Genomic DNA, 13,826 nt, shown 5'->3' on the forward strand with positions numbered 1-13,826 from the left:
GGGGAGGGAAGACTTCAGGCGCCCCCCACCCTATTGCCTCCGGCAGGGCAGCCGGCATGGCCCGGTCCTCAGCTGGACACGCGTGGGCGCGACCGGGCGGGCGCGCGCCCGCCGGTGCCCGCTCAGCCGGCGTCCGGCATGTCCCGCCCCTCCCCCGGCCCCTCCGGGTGGTCCTGGTCCGCGCGGGGCTGCGGGAGGACGGGCTGGAGGACCAGCATGCGCTCGACGAGGCGGAGGAACATCGCCACGTCCCGTATCAGGTCGTCGGCGTCCCGACTGCTGGCCGCGTCCTGGATACCCGCCTCGGCCCTGGCGCGGCGCCGGGCGCCGGAGGCGAACAGCGCGCTCCACTCGGACAGTTCGGGCGCGATCTCGGGGAGCACTTCCCAGGCGCTCCTGATCTTGGCCCGGGCCCGGGGCGAGGTCTCCGGCCGCCCTCGGGCTGCGAGCACGGCTGCGGCGGTGCGCAGGGCGGCGAGATGGGCCGTCGCGTAGCGCTCGTTCGGTGTTTCCAGGACGGCGGCCTCGTCGAGGCCGGCGCGGGCCTGGGCGAGCAGGTCGAGGGCTGCGGGCGGGGCCGTGGCCCGGCGCAGCACGGGGTGCACGTCGCTCGCCGGGCCGGTCAGTGAGGGGGCAGGGCCGGGGGCGCGGCGCCGGCGGGCGGCTGCTGCGTGATAGCTGGCCATGACGAACCTCCTGTCGTCTGTGTGACGGCACGTCCGGCTAGGAGTGCCGTATGTGACCCATCGTGAGGTATGGCACTGACAATCCGTTCTGACCTGCGATTTTGCTTCGATCGTAGGTTCGGGAGTAGTTTTGCACTGACCGGTCAGTTCAAAAACTTCAGTTCTCAATCGAAGGAGACTCGTGGGGGAACGAGTGGGAGGGGCGCGGGTCGCCGCCGAGGGCCTCGGGGTCAAGGGACCGCGCGGGTGGGCGTTCCGCGGGATCTCCGTCGACGCCGAGCCGGGATCGCTCATCGCGGTCGAGGGCCCGTCCGGATCCGGCCGTACGTGCCTGTTGCTCGCGCTGACGGGGCGGATGAAGATCGCGGAGGGCACCGCCATCGTCGGCGGGGCCCGGCTCCCCAAGCAGCTGTCGGCGGTACACCGCGTCAGTGCCCTGGCCCATGTGCCGGGGGTCACCGACCTCGACCCGGCCCTGACCGCCGACGAGCACCTGCGGGAGCGGGCGCTGCTCCAGCGGCGGTTCGGCGACTCCCTGCGCGGACTGCTGCGGCCCCCCGGCGAGCGGGCGGCCGAGGCCGCGCGGCGCGTCGACGCGGCACTGGCAGCCGCCGGTCTGGACCTGGAGGCGCTGCCCAAGGGCCCCCGTACCGCCGTGCGCGATCTGGGGCGTCTGGAGGCGCTGCGGCTGTCCATCGCCCTCGCGCTCGTCGGCCGGCCCCGGCTGCTCGGGGTCGACGACACCGACCTCAAGCTCTCGGACGCCGAGCGGGACGAGGTCTGGTCCCTGCTCAGGTCCCTCGCCGACGCCGGGACGACGGTCGTGGCGGTGTGCAGTGAGGCCCCCGAGGGCGCCGTCCGGGTGTCCACCCAGGCGATCCAGGACGACAGCGACGATCACCAGGCCGCCGAGGACGATAAGGCCGGCCAGGGAGAGGAGAAGGCCGATGCGCTCGCCGAGACTGGCCGCGCTTGAGCTCCGCCGCTTCGGCCGGGGCAAGCTGCCGCGCGCCGCGCTGGTCGCGCTGCTGGTGCTGCCGCTGCTGTACGGCGCGCTGTACCTGTGGTCGTTCTGGGACCCGTACGGCCGTCTGGACCGGATCCCCGTGGCGCTCGTGAACGACGACAAGGGGGCGACCGCCGACGGGAAGAAGATCACGGCGGGCGACGACATCACGAAGGGCCTGCACGACAGCAAGACCTTCGACTGGCAGGAGGTGAGCGCCGCCGAGGCCCGCAGGGGCGTCGAGGAGGGCACGTACTACCTGTCGCTCACCATGCCCGCCGACTTCAGCGAGCGGATCGCCTCCAGCTCCGGGGACTCCCCGGAGACGGGCGCCCTCCAGGTACACACCAACGACGCGAACAACTACATCGTCGGGCAGATCTCCCGGACGGTGTTCAGCGAGGTCCGGCAGGCCGCGTCCACCAAGACGGCGCGGTCCTTCCTGGACAAGATCTTCGTCTCGTTCTCCGACATCCACGGCAAGACCGTGAAGGCGGCGAAGGGGGCCGACGAGCTCAAGGGCGGCATCGGGAAGGCCGAGAAGGGCTCCAAGGACCTGGCCGACGGCCTGAAGGACGCCAAGGACGGCAGCGGCAAGCTGTCCACGGGCCTGAAGAAGCTCCACACGGGCTCGGATGACCTTGCGGACGGCTCGAAGCGGGTCGCGGAAGGCACGCGGAAGCTCGCCGACAGGGTCAACGCGACCGCCGACAAGGTGGGCCCCTTCATCAAGGGCAACGAGAAGACCATCGGCGACACGGCCCGGCTCGTCGCCGACTCCTCCGGTGTGATCCGCAAGCACCTGGGCACCCTGGCGAAGACCGCCCCGACCGCCGCCAAGGGCGCCCGTACGGCGTCGGACACGCTGAACGGCGTCTACGCCAGGCGCTGCGACGACCCCGTCCTGCCCGACGCCGCCTGCGCCGACCTGAAGAAGGCCAAGGACGCGGCGGCCGACGTGGCCCTCATCGCCGACGACGTCAACACGCTGATCGCGGACCACAACGGCGACCTGACGAGGCTCGACAAGAACCTCACCGCCCTCCAGAAGCAGTCCCAGGCCCTCGCCGACCGCGCACCGCGCCTCTCCGAGGACCTCGACGACGCCGTCAAGAAGATCAACAAGCTGAACGACGGGGCGGCCGAGGTCGCCGCGGGCGCGAAGAAGCTGCACAAGGGGCTCGGGACGGCCAGGACCGGTGCCGTCGACCTGGACAAGGGCGTAGGCGAGCTGAAGACGGGCGCGGACCACCTCAGCGGCGGCATGTTCAAGCTCGTCGACGGCTCCGGCAAGCTCGCCGGCGGGCTGCACGACGGGGCGGAGCGGATCCCCGACTACGACCAGCGGGACCGCGACCAGCGCACCGAGGTCATGGCCGACCCCGTGCGGCTCGCCTCCCAGGACCTGCACAAGGCGCCCAACTACGGCACCGGGTTCGCCCCGTACTTCATCCCGCTGTCGCTGTGGGTGGGCGCGATGGTGGCCTACATGCTGATCGCGCCGATGAACCGGCGCGCGCTCGCCGCGGGCGCCTCGGCATGGCGGATCGCGCTGGCAGGCTGGCTCCCGGTGGTGGCGATCGGGATCCTCCAGACCGTGGCCCTGATGTCGGTGCTGCACTGGGCGGTCGGCCTGGAGATGGCGCGGGCGGCCGGGACGGTGGGCTTCCTGTTCCTGGTGACGGCGTGCTTCGCGGCGATCGTGCAGTGGCTGAACGCGCGCTTCGGCGCGGCGGGCCGGATCCTCGTCCTCGCCCTGCTGATGCTCCAGCTGACCTCGGCGGGCGGCACGTACCCCGTGCAGACCAGCCCCGGCTTCTTCAACGCGCTCCACCCCTTCCTGCCGATGAGCTACGTCGTCGAGGCCCTGCGCAGGCTCATCACGGGTGGTGGTCTGGACCCGGTGTGGCACGCGTGCGTGGTGCTGACGGCGTTCACCGCCGGCGCCCTCGCGCTGACCGCCGTGGCGGCCCGCCGCCGCCAGGTGTGGACGCTGGACCGGCTGCACCCGGAGCTGAGCCTGTGAGCCCTTCCGTGACACCCCCTGTGAACCCTTCGGTGACGTCCCCCGGAATGGTTCCTGTGACAATCAGGGCCATGGAAAGCAGCAGTGCCGCGTCGGGCGGCAGCACGCGCCGCGAGGCCACCCGGCAGAAGCTCTACGAGGCGGCCGTCACGCTCATCGCCGAGCAGGGCTTCTCCGCCACGACCGTGGACGAGATCGCCGAGCGTGCCGGAGTCGCGAAGGGCACGGTCTACTACAACTTCGCGAGCAAGTCCGTCCTCTTCGAGGAACTGCTGCGGCACGGGGTCGGCCTCCTCACCGCCTCCCTGCGGGAAGCGGCCGAGCGGACCGCCCGGGAGAGCGGCACGAAGGTCGACGCCCTGGACGCGATGGTCCGCGCGGGGCTGGTCTTCATCGACCGCTACCCGGCCTTCACACAGCTGTACGTGGCCGAGCTGTGGCGCACGAACCGGGCCTGGCAGTCCACGCTGATGGTCGTCCGGCAGCAGGCCGTCGCGGTCGTGGAGGACGTGCTGCGCGCGGGCGTGGCGGGCGGCGAGTTCAGCGACGAGATCGACGTCCCGCTGACGGCGGCCGCGCTGGTCGGCATGGTCCTGGTGGCCGCGCTGGACTGGAAGTCCTTTCAGCCGGAGCGCTCCCTGGACGACGTCCACGCGGCTCTGTCCCGGCTGCTCCAGGGACGGGTGAGCGGCTGCCGCTGAGGATCCTGCGCGGCTGCCGCTGTCGGCACACCTGAGCGCTGCCGCTGTGGGCAGCCCCGGCGCAGATGTGAAAGCGCCGGTCCGCTGTGGCCGCGTCCCCCGCGGGCCACCTCGAACCGGCGCCTTCCTCGCTCCCCCGTTCTCCTGCTCCCCCGTGCGTTCCCCCGCAGGACCCCCGTTCGGTCGTCCCCCGGTTCTCCCCCGTGCCTCGCTCCCGCCGACAGCGTCGGCGGAAGGAGCGGATCGTGGGCCCGGCTCCGTTCCGGCGCCCCGTGTCGCCGGTACCGGAGCCGTGCCCCTCTCCGTGCCTCCACTCTCTCGTTCTCGCAGGTCGTCCCCCATCCGCGCGCGTACTCAACTCCCTCCCTAGGTACGGGTACTCAGTCCTGCGCACGCGGCCCCAGAACGCTCCGTGGACGGCTGGTCACGATCGCCTCCGCGCCCGTACTCGGAGGCTGTCTGCCGGGGCTGTCAGTGGGGGCCGATAAAGTCCCTGGCATGGCACGGATTGCGGTGATCGGCGCCGGGATGGGCGCGCTGGCGGCGGCCGCCCGGCTGGCCGTCGCGGGCCACCGGGTGGTGGTGTACGAGCGGACGGACACGTACGGCGGAGCGCTGCGCCGCTTCGAGCGCGAGGGGCTCTCCTTCGACACCGGCCCCGGCCTGCTCCCGCTGCCAGCCGTCTACCGCGACTTGTTCGTCAAGACCGGCAAGGAGCCGCTGGAGCGTTGCGTCGACCTGGTCCAGGTCGACCCGTCGTCCCGGCACGTGTTCGCGGACGGCACCCGGGTGTCGCTGCCGAACGCCTCGCGCGCCGGCGTCGTGGCGGCTCTGGACGAGGCGCTCGGCTCCGGGGCCGGAAAGCGGTGGGGCGACTTCCTGGTGCGGGCCCGTGAGGCCTGGGACCGGACCCGCCGACCCCTCCTGGAGGAGCCGCTGTGGCCGAACTGGCAGGTGCTGGCCGAGCGCGAGCCGTACCCGGCGGTGCCCCGCAAGCGGCTGCTGCGCACCCGCCGGGCCGGCACGCTCGCCGAGGTCGGCGCCTGGGAGCTGCGGGACGCCCGGCTCACCGCGCTTCTGGAGAGTTACGCCCTGACGCACGGCCTGGACCCCCGGACCACCCCGGCGAGCGCGGCCGTACTGCCGTACATGGAGCACGCCTTCGGCACTTGGTACGTGCGCGGCGGCCTGCGTGAGCTGGCCCGCGCGGTGTACGAGCGGTGTGTGGCCCGAAAGGTCGAGTTCCGTTTCGGCGCCGACGTGACCAGGGTGGTGGAGAAGGACGGCCGGGCGTCGGGGGTGGAACTCGCCGACGGGACGGTCGCGGAGGCGGACGTCGTGGTCGCCGGTGTCGCGCCCGGCACGCTGGACCGGCTGTCGGCGCAGGCCGTGGTGCGCGGTGACTGCGAGGTGCCGCCGCAGCCCGCGACGGCGAGTCGGCTCACGGTGCTGCTCGCCCTGCGCGGCGCCCGCCCCGAGGACACGGCACACCGCACGGTGGTGCACGCGGCGGACCGCGAGGCCGAGTTGGACGCCCTGTTCGGCGAGGCGGCGGGGAACACACACCCGACGGTCACGGTGCTGCGGCCCGACGACCCGGGACTGGTCCCGGACCCGGACCACGAGGCGGTCACCCTCACGACGGTGGTGCCCGCGCGGCCCGAGGAGCACTACGACGACCTCGCCGAGAACATGATCACCGCCGCCGAACGCGCCATACCCGCTCTGCGCGACCGTCTCCTCTGGCACGAGGTGCGCACCCCGGCCGACATCGCCGAGGCGACCGGCGCGGAAGGCGGGGCGGTGCCGGTGCCCGCCCTGGCGGCGGACGGCGGGCGGCTGCTGCATCCGTCCAACAGCACGCGCGTGCCCGGTCTGTTCACCGTCGGCGGCTGGGCCCATCCCGGTGGCGGACTGCCGCACGCCGGCATGTCGGGCGCGCTGGTGGCGGGACTGATCGTGGAGGGACCGGAGTTCCGGGGCTCGCAGTAGGCTCACCGCCCCGGCGGCGTTCAGGCTTCAGAAACGGTACTGCTCGTCGAAGCCGTTCCCGTGCCTCTGCTGCTGCCCGTCGCCCTGGTACGGGTACTGCTGCTGCTCCGGCGGCAGCTCCTGGCCGTACTCGTCGGTGTCGCGCTGCTGCGGGACCCACACACCGCCGGGCGGGCTGTCGCCGCCGTAGGTGCCGGCGTACTGGTCCTGGCCGTAGCCCTGCTGGGCGTAGTACTGCTGGTCGCCGTAGGAGGTGTCGTACGAGGCTGCGCCGTAGGTCGGCGTGCCGATGTACGGGTCGGAGTAGGCGGCGTACTGCTGCTGGTCCGTGGCGTCGTAGCCCTGCTGCTGGCCGTAGCCCGAGTAGTCGTAGGCGTAGGACTGGTCGGTGCCCTGGGCCGTGGCGGCGTACTGGTCGTGAGGCGGGCCCGGGTGGTACCCGGTGTCGCCGTACACGCCGTAGGCGCCGGTGTCGTCGGGCACGGGCTGCGGCTCGTAGACGGCGGTGGTCTCGGCGGCCGTCGGGTGGACGGGGCGGGAGGGGGTGAAGACGTCGTCGCCGTCGTAGTCGTCGTCCTGGCCGTAGGCGGGGGCGGTGGTGTCGCGGCGGTAGTCGGCGCCCTCGTCGCGGCGGTAGTCGGCGCCCTCGTCGCCGTAGCCGCGGTCGGCCGCCTCCAGGCCGGAGACCTCGAGGGTCGGCTCCTGGCGGCCACGCTCACCGCGGCGGCGCTTGCTGCCGCCCAGCATCGGCGCGTTCATCGCCCAGCCGGACGAGAAGCCGCTGCGGAACGACAGGGTGACGTACGTCTGCCCGACCGCGAAGGCGGCCGCGCCCAGTCCGATCACGATGACGGACGGGATCAGGACACCGACCACGACACCGAGGAAACCGACGAAGGCGAGCAGCCGCCAGCGCAGCCGCGCCTTGTACTGCAACAACACCTCGCCCAGCAGCCACAGCGCGACGATGCCGAACGCGATGTAGAGGACCGCCCAGCCCATGTACGCCCCTCTCCCAGTCGCCGCTACGCAGTGTGTCGTATACCGGTGCGAACGGTCTAGGCCTGCGGTCGGCGGTGCAGGCCCAGGTTCTCGTAGATTTCCAGCGTCGCCGTGGAGTTGTTGAGCGTGATGAAGTGCAAGCCGGGCACTCCCTCGGCGAGCAGCCGCGCACAGAACTCCGTGGCGAATTCGATACCGATGGAGCGTACAGCGGCCGGATCGTCTCTTGCTGCGAGGATCCGCTCATTCAGGGCGGCCGGGAACGCGGCGTTGGTGAGGGAGCCGATCCGCTCCAGCGTCCGCACGCTGCCGATCGGCATGACCTCGGGAATGATCGGGGTGTCACAGCCGGCGGCCGAGACCCGGTCGCGCAGCCGGAGGTAGTCCTCCGGGTGGAAGAACATCTGCGTGATGGCGTAGTCCGCGCCGGCCCGGCACTTGTCGACGAAGTGGCGGACGTCGGTGTCCCAGTCGGTGGAACGCGGGTGCATCGCCGGGAAGGCGGCGACGCCCACGCAGAAGTCGCCGGACGCCTTGATCAGCTCGACGAGTTCGGCGGCGTAGGCCAGGCCCCGGGGGTGCGGCACCCACTCGCCCATCGGGTCGCCGGGCGGGTCGCCGCGCAGGGCGAGCATGTTGCGGATCCCGGCGTCGGCGTACTGGCCGATGATGTTGCGCAGGTCGGCCACCGAGTGGTCGACCGCCGTGAGGTGCGCGATGGGCGTGAGGGTGGTGTTGGAGGCGATCGCTTCGGTCGCCTTGACCGTGCCCGCGCGGGTGGAGCCGCCCGCGCCGTAGGTCACGGAGACGAAGTCGGGCGCCACGGCCTCGACCCGGCGCAGCGCGTTCCACAGGTTCCGCTCGCCCTTCGGGGTCTTCGGGGCGTAGAACTCGAACGAGTACGTCGTTTTGCCGGTCGCGAGCATGTCGCGGACGGTGCGTGCGTGGTCCGACCTGATGGATGCGGTGCCGAGGGCCATACCGGCAGGTTAGCCAGGGGCGGTCGGTCCCCCAACCAGGGGCCGACATTTGCCCGATTTGTGCACTTGTTGTCCATCCCTTGGACAACCGGCGTTCTACTTCTCCCGCAGCCTCTTGGCGAACTCGGCCGCCGCCGCCCCCGGGTCGTCGGCCTCGGTGACAGCCCGTACGACGACGGCGCGCCGGGCTCCCGCCTCCAGGACCTGGTCGAGATTGCCGAGGTCGATGCCGCCGATGGCGAACCAGGGGCGGTCGGTGCCGAGCGCGGCGGTGTACCGGACGAGGTCCAGGCCGGGGGCATGGCGGCCGGGCTTGGTGGGGGTGGGCCAGCAGGGGCCGGTGCAGAAGTAGTCCACGCCGTCCTGGACGGCGGCCGCGGCCGCCTCGGACTCGGCGTGCGTGGAGCGGCCGATCAGGACGTCGTCGCCGAGGATCGCGCGGGCCGCGCGGACCGGGAGGTCGCCCTGGCCGAGGTGCAGTACGTCGGAGCCGGCGGCGTGGGCGACGTCCGCGCGGTCGTTGACCGCGAGCAGCTTGCCGTGCCGGGCACAGGCGTCGGCGAAGACGGCCAGGTGCTCCAGCTCCTCGGCCGCCTCCATGCCCTTGTCCCGCAACTGCACGATGTCGACCCCGCCCGCCAGCACGGTGTCCAGGAACTCCACGAGATCGCCCTGCCGCTTGCGCGCGTCGGTGCAGAGGTAGACCCGGGCGTCGGCGAGCTGGGCGCGGGCGGTGGTGGTGGCGGTGCCGGCCATGCGGTCCCCCTGGTTGTCGGTGGCGTACAGGTGCGGGGTGCGCCTGTGGCGGCGCACGGCTGCGGGTGCACCCGTGGTTGCGCACGAGCGCGGGTACGGGTACGCCCATGGTGGCGCACGGACGCGGGGATGCACCCGTGGCGGCGTACCGGTGCAGCTGCCACCGGCACGGGTGGCACCTCGCGTCCGTACACCACCTGAGCGCGGTACGGGACGGGACGCGGGCGCCCGCGCCGTGGCGGGCCGGCGTGCGGCACCCTTGCGCACGGCATGCGACCAGGGCGCCGTAGCGCCCCGCTCCGGTGTCCGGTACAGGCCCGCCAGGACGTCGCGCAGGGCCCGCCTCAGGCGGCCCACGCCCGGCCGGGCGTGGGCCGCCCACGGCCGGGACCCCAGGGCCCCGGCCCTCACACCGGGCGGTTGTTCAGGTCCGGTCCCGCTCGCACGGCACCGGACGGTTGTTCGATCGAGGTCGGGTCAGACCGCGAGCGCCTGGGCTCGGCGCTTCACCTCCGTGCCGCGATTCTCGCTCAGGGCCTGTGCCGGCGTGCCGGGCAGGCTCGGGTCGGGGGTGAAGAGCCACTCCAGCATCTCTTCGACCGTGAAACCGTCGTCCCGCAGGAGCGTCAGGGTCCCGGACAGGCCCTTGACGACCTTGTCCCCGTCGATGAAGGCCGCGGGGACGTGCAGTGCGCGGTTCTCACCGCGGCGTACGGCGATGAGCTGGCCCTCCTTGACCAGCTGCCGCACGCGCGTCACCTCGACGCCGAGCTGTTCGGCGATGTCGGGGAGGGTGAGCCAGGCAGGGACGAGAGCATCGATCTTTGCGTCAATCTCGGTCACGGAAACCAGCCTGCCATCCCCCACTGACAGTCGGAAGTCGGGCCCGCCCACCTGGGCGGACACGCACCCCTGTCCAGCTACGCCGTCGCCGCCTTCAACGGCCTCGCCGGATCCGCCAGCAAGGCCGGATTCATCGGCGTGCCGGACTCGATCAGGCGGCGGCCCTGCGCCAGGTCCCGGGGGCGGCCCACCGCCAGCAGCGCGACCAGCCGGTCGCCGCGGAGCCAGCAGACCGTCCAGGCCGGTCCGGCCGGGTCGCCCCGCCACAGGGTCGTGTCGGCGGCCGCGTGATGCCCCGCGTACTGCACGAACCGCCCGAACTGCTCGGACCAGAAGTACGGCACCGGATCGTACACCGCCGGGGTCTCCGCCGAGGCCTGCCCGACGATGTTCACGGCGACCGTGCGCGGCCCCTGGAGGGCGTTGTCCCAGTGGTGCACCAGCAGGCGCTCGCCGTACCGGCCCGAGGGGAAGGAGGCGCAGTCGCCGACCGCGTACACGTCGGGCACCGACGAACGCAGGTGCTGGTCGGCCACGATCTCGCCGTGCGCGCCCAGCTCGATCCCGGAGCCGGACAGCCAGGCCGTGGCCGGACGGGCGCCGATGCCGACGACGACCGCGCCCGCGGGCAGCCGCGAGCCGTCGTCGAGAACCACCGCGCCGGGTTCCACACGCTCCACGCGCGCGTGCGTCCGCAGCACGGCACCCGCGTCGGCGTACCAGCCGGTCATCGGCGCGGCGACCTCGGCGGGCAGCGCCCCGGCGAGCGGCCGTTCGGCGGCCTCCACGACGGTCACCGCGCAGCCCGCCTCGCGCGCGGCCGTGGCGAACTCCGCGCCGATCCAGCCCGCGCCGACGACCACGATGTCGTGCCGGCGGGCCAGCACCGGCCGCAGCCGCTCGGCGTCGTCCAGGGTGCGCAGCAGATGCACGCCCGGCACGCCCTCGGCCCCGCTCAGCCGGATCGGTTCGGCACCTGTCGCGACGACCAGGACGTCGTACGGCACGGGCCCGTCCTCGGTGTCCAGCTCGTGGTCGCCGGGGCGCAGGCCCCGCACCTCGCAGCCGAGCCGCAGTTCGATGCCGAGGGCCTCGAAGTCGACGTCGAAGGCGGAGCCCTCGGCCTTGCCGAGCAGGACGGCCTTGGACAAGGGGGGCCGGTCGTACGGCTGGTGGGGCTCGGCGCCGATCAGGCTCACGGTGCCGGTGAAGCCCTGCTCGCGCAGGGCGACCGCGGTCTGCACACCGGCCATGCCCGCGCCCGCCACGACGACGCGCCGGGGCGCGGACGAACCTGCTTCCTGCGTCTGCTCGCTCACCTGATCACCATAGACAACTGACATTTTGTCAGTCAGTTCTCATGTGCAGTGACCTGCTTCACGACGCCCGTCCCGCTGCACGCCTGCGCGAGGCCTTGGCGGTGGCTCCCCTACTGCGCCGTACGGCATCCGGCTAGGGTGGGTGGCCAACGTAAGGCACTCGCGGGAGCCCGGACGCACCGGGCTGAGAGGGAGGCTGGCGGCCTCCGACCGTACGAACCTGATCCGGGTCATGCCGGCGAAGGGAGGGGCTGGACGCCCATGTCGCGTACGCGAACGTCAGACGTCCTCGTCATCGGGGGCGGGATCATCGGCCTGGTCACCGCGTGGCGGGCCGCGCAGCGCGGGCTCGCCACGACCGTGGTGGATCCGGAGCCGGGCGGCGGAGCCGCACAGGTGGCGGCCGGGATGCTGGCCGCCGTCACGGAACTGCACTACGGCGAGCAGACCCTGCTCGGGCTTAATCTCGCCTCCGCCCGGCGCTATCCGGACTTCGCGGCCGAGCTCACCGAGCAGACCGGCCACGACCTCGGCTACCGCCGGTGCGGCACGCTCGCCGTGGCGCTGGACGCCGACGACCGGGCCCATCTGCGCGAACTGCACACCTTGCAGCAGCAGTCGGGCCTGGAGTCACAGTGGCTGTCGGGGCGCGAGTGCCGACGCCTGGAGCCGATGCTCGCGCCGGGCGTGCGCGGCGGGCTGCGGGTCGACGGCGACCACCAGATCGACCCGCGGCGGCTGGCCGGGGCGCTGGTCGCCGCGTGCGAACGGGCCGGTGTGGTCTTCCACCGGGCGTGGGCGGAGCGGCTCACGGTCGTACGGGACCGGGCCACGGGCGTCGTCACGGTCGACGGCACCCCGCTGGACGCCGGGCAGGTCGTGCTGGCCGGGGGCAGTCTCAGCGGGCGGCTCGCGGGTGTCCCGGAGGACGTGCTGCCGCCCGTGCGGCCGGTGAAGGGGCAGGTCGTACGGCTGACCATGCCGCGGCGGCACGGGCCGTTCCTGAGCCGGACCGTGCGCGCGGTCGTCCGCGGCAGCCAGGTCTACCTGGTGCCGCGCGAGAGCGGCGAGCTGGTCGTCGGGGCGACCAGCGAGGAGCTGGGCTGGGACACCACCGTGACCGCGGGCGGCGTGTACGAGCTGCTGCGGGACGCCCATGAGCTGGTCCCGGGCATCACCGAGCTGCCGCTCACCGAGACCCGGGCCGGACTGCGGCCCGGCTCCCCCGACAACGCGCCGCTGCTCGGCCCGACCGGTCTCGAAGGGCTCTTGCTCGCCACCGGGCACTATCGCAACGGCGTCCTGCTCACGCCGGTCACCGGCGACGCCATGGCGCACGTCCTGGCGACGGGTGAGCTTCCCGAAGAGGCCCGCCCCTTCACGCCGAAGCGATTCAGCACCGCCACCGCACTCACGGAGCAGTCCGCATGAACATCTCCGTCAATGGGGAGCCCCGGGACGTCCGGCCCGGTACGGCTCTCGACACCGTCGTGAAGTCGCTCACCGCCTCGCCGTCCGGCGTGGCCGCCGCCCTCAACGAAACCGTCGTCCCGCGCGCGCAGTGGCCGTCCACCCCCCTGGCCGAGGGGGACCGCGTGGAAGTCCTCACCGCCGTCCAAGGAGGCTGATCATGGCCGACGATCCGTTTGTCCTCGGTGGTACGTCCTTCACGTCCCGCCTGATCATGGGTACGGGCGGGGCACCCAGCCTCGACGTGCTGGAACGGTCGCTGGTCGCGTCCGGGACGGAGCTGACGACGGTCGCGATGCGCCGGGTGAACGCCTCGGTGCACGGCTCGGTGCTGTCCGTCCTGGACAAGCTCGGCATCCGCGTCCTGCCCAACACGGCGGGTTGCTTCACCGCCGGCGAGGCCGTCCTCACCGCCCGCCTCGCGCGCGAGGCCCTCGGCACCGACCTCGTCAAGCTGGAGGTCATCGCCGACGAGCGGACCCTGCTGCCGGATCCGATCGAGCTGCTGGAGGCGGCCGAGACGCTGGTCGACGACGGGTTCACGGTGCTGCCGTACACCAACGACGATCCCGTGCTCGCGCGGAAGCTGGAGGACGTCGGCTGTGCGGCGATCATGCCGCTCGGCTCGCCGATCGGCTCCGGGCTGGGCATTCGCAACCCGCACAACTTCCAGCTGATCGTCGAGCACGCGCGCGTGCCGGTGATTCTGGACGCGGGGGCCGGTACGGCGTCGGATGCGGCGTTGGCGATGGAGCTGGGGTGTGCGGGTGTGATGCTCGCCTCGGCGGTGACGCGGGCGCGGGAGCCGGTGCTGATGGCTGACGCGATGCGGCATGCGGTGGAGGCGGGGAGGTTGGCGTATCGCGCCGGGCGTATTCCTCGGCGGCATTTCGCGGAGGCGTCTTCGCCGGCCGAGGGCATGGCTGTGCTTGATCCGGAGCGGCCTGCTTTTCAGTGAGCCGGCGTCGGTGCTGGGGCGGGGCGTTGCGCCCGGCGTAGCGGGTGCCGCTTCTTCGGGGGGCGCCGCCCCAGCGGCACGACTGCC

At 72.7% G+C, this 13,826-nt stretch carries 13 protein-coding genes and 1 riboswitch; of the genes, 7 read left to right on the forward strand and 6 right to left on the reverse strand.

The window, feature by feature from the left end; translation table 11 throughout:
* Nucleotides 1–122 precede the first annotated feature (122 nt).
* Nucleotides 123–686 (reverse strand): SAV_6107 family HEPN domain-containing protein, encoded by a 564-nt coding sequence (locus V8690_RS10630; protein WP_338777686.1) that lies wholly within the window; start codon nucleotides 684–686, stop codon nucleotides 123–125.
* 181 nt (nucleotides 687–867) lie between these two features.
* Here V8690_RS10630 and V8690_RS10635 point away from each other — a divergent pair, with 181 nt between their 5' ends.
* The 4 genes from V8690_RS10635 (at nucleotide 868) to V8690_RS10650 (ending at nucleotide 6,411) form a co-directional block, all read left to right on the forward strand.
* Nucleotides 868–1,662: an ATP-binding cassette domain-containing protein gene (locus tag V8690_RS10635; protein WP_338777689.1), complete on the forward strand. Its 795-nt coding sequence runs from the start codon at nucleotides 868–870 to the stop codon at nucleotides 1,660–1,662.
* The gene (locus tag V8690_RS10640) at nucleotides 1,634–3,718 is read left to right on the forward strand and encodes a YhgE/Pip domain-containing protein (protein WP_338777691.1); all 2,085 of its coding nucleotides are present in this window, start codon (nucleotides 1,634–1,636) and stop codon (nucleotides 3,716–3,718) included. Before V8690_RS10635 ends, V8690_RS10640 begins: the two co-directional genes overlap by 29 nt.
* 71 nt (nucleotides 3,719–3,789) lie before the next feature.
* Nucleotides 3,790–4,419 carry a TetR/AcrR family transcriptional regulator gene (locus V8690_RS10645; protein ID WP_338777693.1) on the forward strand — a complete coding sequence of 210 codons (630 nt, stop codon included), beginning with the start codon at nucleotides 3,790–3,792 and terminating at the stop codon, nucleotides 4,417–4,419.
* A 498-nt stretch (nucleotides 4,420–4,917) separates the two neighbouring features.
* On the forward strand, nucleotides 4,918–6,411 hold the full coding sequence (locus tag V8690_RS10650; RefSeq protein ID WP_338777695.1) for an NAD(P)/FAD-dependent oxidoreductase: 1,494 nt from the start codon (nucleotides 4,918–4,920) through the stop codon (nucleotides 6,409–6,411).
* A gap of 27 nt (nucleotides 6,412–6,438) precedes the next feature.
* On the opposite strand, the gene V8690_RS10655 is transcribed toward V8690_RS10650, so the two are convergent.
* The 5 genes from V8690_RS10655 to V8690_RS10675 form a co-directional block, all read right to left on the reverse strand.
* Nucleotides 6,439–7,413, reverse strand: a complete 975-nt coding sequence (locus V8690_RS10655) for a hypothetical protein (protein WP_338777697.1) — start codon at nucleotides 7,411–7,413, stop codon at nucleotides 6,439–6,441.
* A 56-nt stretch (nucleotides 7,414–7,469) separates the two neighbouring features.
* Entirely contained in the window at nucleotides 7,470–8,393 is a 924-nt protein-coding gene (gene metF / locus V8690_RS10660) for a methylenetetrahydrofolate reductase [NAD(P)H] (protein WP_338777699.1), read from the reverse strand.
* 96 nt (nucleotides 8,394–8,489) lie between these two features.
* A complete protein-coding gene (thiE, locus tag V8690_RS10665; protein WP_338785314.1) occupies nucleotides 8,490–9,149 on the reverse strand; it encodes a thiamine phosphate synthase in 660 nt (219 codons plus the stop codon).
* Between the two features lie 477 nt (nucleotides 9,150–9,626).
* The gene (locus tag V8690_RS10670; RefSeq protein WP_020274483.1) at nucleotides 9,627–9,992 is read right to left on the reverse strand and encodes an Rv2175c family DNA-binding protein; all 366 of its coding nucleotides are present in this window, start codon (nucleotides 9,990–9,992) and stop codon (nucleotides 9,627–9,629) included.
* Nucleotides 9,993–10,069: 77 nt separating this feature from the next.
* Complete coding sequence (locus tag V8690_RS10675; RefSeq protein ID WP_338777709.1) at nucleotides 10,070–11,311, reverse strand: FAD-dependent oxidoreductase; 1,242 nt, start codon at nucleotides 11,309–11,311, stop codon at nucleotides 10,070–10,072.
* A gap of 152 nt (nucleotides 11,312–11,463) precedes the next feature.
* Nucleotides 11,464–11,575: riboswitch (TPP riboswitch) on the forward strand.
* Between V8690_RS10675 and thiO the strand changes: the two genes are divergently transcribed.
* The 3 genes from thiO to V8690_RS10690 all read left to right on the forward strand — a co-directional run bounded on the left by thiO (nucleotide 11,573) and on the right by V8690_RS10690 (nucleotide 13,739).
* A complete protein-coding gene (gene thiO, locus V8690_RS10680; protein WP_338777711.1) occupies nucleotides 11,573–12,742 on the forward strand; it encodes a glycine oxidase ThiO in 1,170 nt (389 codons plus the stop codon). Its footprint overlaps the riboswitch before it by 3 nt.
* A complete protein-coding gene (gene thiS / locus V8690_RS10685) occupies nucleotides 12,739–12,939 on the forward strand; it encodes a sulfur carrier protein ThiS (RefSeq protein ID WP_338777714.1) in 201 nt (66 codons plus the stop codon). Before thiO ends, thiS begins: the two co-directional genes overlap by 4 nt.
* 2 nt (nucleotides 12,940–12,941) lie before the next feature.
* Nucleotides 12,942–13,739 (forward strand): thiazole synthase, encoded by a 798-nt coding sequence (locus V8690_RS10690; protein ID WP_338777716.1) that lies wholly within the window; start codon nucleotides 12,942–12,944, stop codon nucleotides 13,737–13,739.
* The last annotated feature ends 87 nt before the right edge of the window (nucleotides 13,740–13,826 follow it).

It is taken from the genome of Streptomyces sp. DG1A-41, assembly GCF_037055355.1.
In the GTDB taxonomy this organism is placed as follows: domain Bacteria; phylum Actinomycetota; class Actinomycetes; order Streptomycetales; family Streptomycetaceae; genus Streptomyces.

Excerpts from the sequence above, each read along its gene's own strand:
- V8690_RS10630 (WP_338777686.1), bottom strand. The coding sequence starts at position 686 with ATGGCCAGCTATCACGCAGCAGCCGCCCGCCGGCGCCGCGCCCCCGGC.
- V8690_RS10640 (WP_338777691.1), top strand. The coding sequence starts at position 1,634 with ATGCGCTCGCCGAGACTGGCCGCGCTTGAGCTCCGCCGCTTCGGCCGG.
- V8690_RS10645 (WP_338777693.1), top strand. The coding sequence starts at position 3,790 with ATGGAAAGCAGCAGTGCCGCGTCGGGCGGCAGCACGCGCCGCGAGGCC.
- V8690_RS10650 (WP_338777695.1), top strand. The coding sequence starts at position 4,918 with ATGGCACGGATTGCGGTGATCGGCGCCGGGATGGGCGCGCTGGCGGCG.
- V8690_RS10655 (WP_338777697.1), bottom strand. The coding sequence starts at position 7,413 with ATGGGCTGGGCGGTCCTCTACATCGCGTTCGGCATCGTCGCGCTGTGG.
- metF (WP_338777699.1), bottom strand. The coding sequence starts at position 8,393 with ATGGCCCTCGGCACCGCATCCATCAGGTCGGACCACGCACGCACCGTC.
- thiE (WP_338785314.1), bottom strand. The coding sequence starts at position 9,149 with ATGGCCGGCACCGCCACCACCACCGCCCGCGCCCAGCTCGCCGACGCC.
- thiO (WP_338777711.1), top strand. The coding sequence starts at position 11,573 with ATGTCGCGTACGCGAACGTCAGACGTCCTCGTCATCGGGGGCGGGATC.
- thiS (WP_338777714.1), top strand. The coding sequence starts at position 12,739 with ATGAACATCTCCGTCAATGGGGAGCCCCGGGACGTCCGGCCCGGTACG.
- V8690_RS10690 (WP_338777716.1), top strand. The coding sequence starts at position 12,942 with ATGGCCGACGATCCGTTTGTCCTCGGTGGTACGTCCTTCACGTCCCGC.